The sequence below is a fragment of the uncultured Veillonella sp. genome (assembly GCF_963524655.1).
Lineage (GTDB): Bacteria > Bacillota > Negativicutes > Veillonellales > Veillonellaceae > Veillonella.
Window position 1 is genome coordinate 1 of record NZ_CAURHA010000074.1, and the last position, 2,741, is coordinate 2,741.

General features: G+C 41.2%; 3 protein-coding genes. All 3 read right to left on the reverse strand.

Going from position 1 to position 2,741, the window contains the following annotated elements; translation table 11 throughout:
• A partial coding sequence (gene guaA, locus RYM16_RS08970) for a glutamine-hydrolyzing GMP synthase (protein ID WP_314983397.1) occupies positions 1 to 1,240 on the reverse strand: 1,240 nt, incomplete at its 3' end.
• A gap of 235 nt (positions 1,241 to 1,475) precedes the next feature.
• Positions 1,476 to 1,703, reverse strand: a complete 228-nt coding sequence (locus RYM16_RS08975) for a 4Fe-4S binding protein (protein ID WP_314983399.1) — start codon at positions 1,701 to 1,703, stop codon at positions 1,476 to 1,478.
• Positions 1,704 to 1,986: 283 nt separating this feature from the next.
• Positions 1,987 to 2,741, reverse strand: a 755-nt coding sequence (locus RYM16_RS08980) for an HAD hydrolase family protein (protein ID WP_314983401.1), incomplete at its 5' end; no start/stop codon positions are given.

Below are 2,741 nucleotides of genomic sequence, written 5' to 3' on the forward strand. Positions count from 1 at the left end.
CCCCACCACGCAACCCCCCGCCCCCGACCATCGTGATTTCGCCCATTACGCGAATAGCAAGGCCAGGACCTGGGAATGGTTGACGCCATACGAGGTAATCAGCCAAACCTAATTCAGAACCAAGTTCACGCACTTCGTCTTTGAAGAGGTTGCGCAATGGTTCGATAAGGCCTTTAAAGTCTACCACTGCAGGCAAGCCGCCTACATTGTGGTGAGATTTGATAACTTCAGCTTCGCCAGTACCGGACTCGATAACGTCAGGGTAGATTGTACCTTGCGCCAAGAAATCAACGGAACCGATTTTACGGCCTTCGTCTTCGAATACGCGGATGAATTCTTCGCCGATAGCTTTACGTTTAGCTTCTGGATCTTCAAGACCAGCCAATTTATCTAAGAAACGTTTTTCAGCATCTACGCGGATGAAATGCATGCCGGAATCTTTGAAAGCTGCTTCAACTTCGTCGCCTTCGTTTTTACGCATCAAGCCATGGTCAACGAAGATACAAGTCAATTGGTCACCTACAGCTTTAGAAATAAGAGCTGCTGCAACGGAGCTGTCTACACCGCCAGACAATGCTAACAATACTTTACCATCGCCTACAGTGTTACGGATTTCTTCAATAGCAGTTTTTGCATAGTTCGCCATTGTCCATGTGCCTGCGAAACCACATACTTCGTACAAGAAGTTGTGAAGCATTTCTTTACCATGTTCAGTGTGCAATACTTCTGCATGGTATTGCATAGCATATAATTTACGCTCTTTGTTTTGCATAGCTGCTGCAGGGCAGTCTTTTGTATGCGCAACGATTTCAAAACCTTCAGGAACTTTTGCTACATAGTCAACGTGGGACATCCAAACAACTTGGTCTTCGTCCAAGCCTTTGAATAATGGGGATGTATTGTCTACTTTAGTAGGTGTTTTACCGAACTCACGGTTATCGGCAGATTTAACTTCGCCGCCCAATGTATGCGCCATAATTTGCATACCATAGCACATGCCAAGAACAGGAATACCAAGTTCAAAAATCTCTTTTTCGATTTTTGGAGAGTTCTCTTCATACACGCTGTTAGGACCGCCTGTGAAGATAATACCTTGCGGCTTTAATTCTTTAATTTTTTCCAGCGCTTTGTTGTATGGATATACTTCGCAGTATACGTGATTTTCACGAACACGGCGCGCGATCAATTGGTTATATTGACCACCAAAGTCAACAACAATTACAAATTCCTTGTTTTCCATGCCTTCCTCCATATGCATCTTTGTGAAAGTATATTCACTATTATTTATGCCCATCCATTTCTGTACTGGGGAGCGCGTTTTTTCGATTCAAACGCGATTTTTTTATTACAGTTTATTATACCATACGAAGTATATGGACTCCATAGATTCCGTATGAAAATTATAAATAAGTTTTTAATGTTCGGATTTTTAACATTCTTAACGTTCAGATTTTTAACATTCCGAAATCTGACTATTACTCTTTCGAGTCTCCCATTTTCTGACTACTACTCTTTAGAGTCTCCCGTTTATACATCTTCACGGCCCCAACGGGACAGATTGAATAACAATCACCACAGCCGATACAGCCTGTACCGATATTAAAACGAGTCATACCTTCAGTGATGCATTGAACAGGACAATCCTCAGCACAAGCACCACACTTAACGCAAGTATCATCGATAGTAAACTTTAGATTTCCCATTATACATCACCTCCTGTATCTAACACCGCTACATCAATTTGCTACATCACTGATATATATGTTTTTTCCAGATACTACCAGTTAAAAGTATATATTTTTAACTGGTAGTATCTCAATTATAGATATATTTTTAACTGGTAGTATCTCAATTATAGATATATTTCTAACACCATTTAATACAAGCGCCACTTAATACAGGCTTTTTATTTTTAACTGGTAGTGTTTCAAATATAGACATATCTAATCTAATCGATCGGAATTAAAGCTATTTAGTTTAATTTAGCTATTTAGTTTTATTTAGCTCATCGTTATGTGCTATGGCGGAGTAGATTGCTTTTGCCACGCCGTGATGGTTATTATCTGTCGTTTCGTACCGTGCTGCTTCTTTAATATTTGGTTTAGCATTGCCCATGGCAACGCCAGCACCTGCAAAGCGTAGCATAGACAGATCATTTTCGCTATCCCCTAGTGTCATTACTTCGTCTGGGCTAAAGCCCCAGTGTTTTGCCAAGGCTTCTACGGCTGTACCTTTTGTAGTATGAGGCAATACGAATTCTAAATTGCCTTCACTAGAGAGCAGTACATCATAAAATCTTTCACGGCCTGTACCATCGTGAGATAGACCTTGGTATTCATCGCGCAAGTCTTGTAAGATCCGTTGACGCATCGGTTCATCGCCGTAGAATATTTGAATTTTCTCAGGACCTTCGGCTAAAGACTCCATATGAGCTAGTAGGTCACATACCATAGTACGCGTTGCTAAGATAAAGGGACGAATATGAGGTCTAAAGAAGAAATGAGACTGTTCTACTTCACATTCAGACATAGTCGCCTTTGCGGCTTCGTCACTTTCAGCAAGAGCATAGTGATCATGGGTTTCACCAGGTAGGTGCTCTTTACTTTCACTAGCACATGCGCTTAATCGTTCAGGTGTAATACATCTGGACGGTGGGTACATACCAAAGATTTGATCTTTCACATAGGCCTCTACATAGACACCGTAGGTTAAGAGTTTACGCAACAAGTATAGTGCTTGTT

What these genes read in the sequence shown, in the direction of transcription:
- RYM16_RS08975 (WP_314983399.1), bottom strand. Translation starts at nt 1,703, where the DNA reads ATGGGAAATCTAAAGTTTACTATCGATGATACTTGCGTTAAGTGTGGT.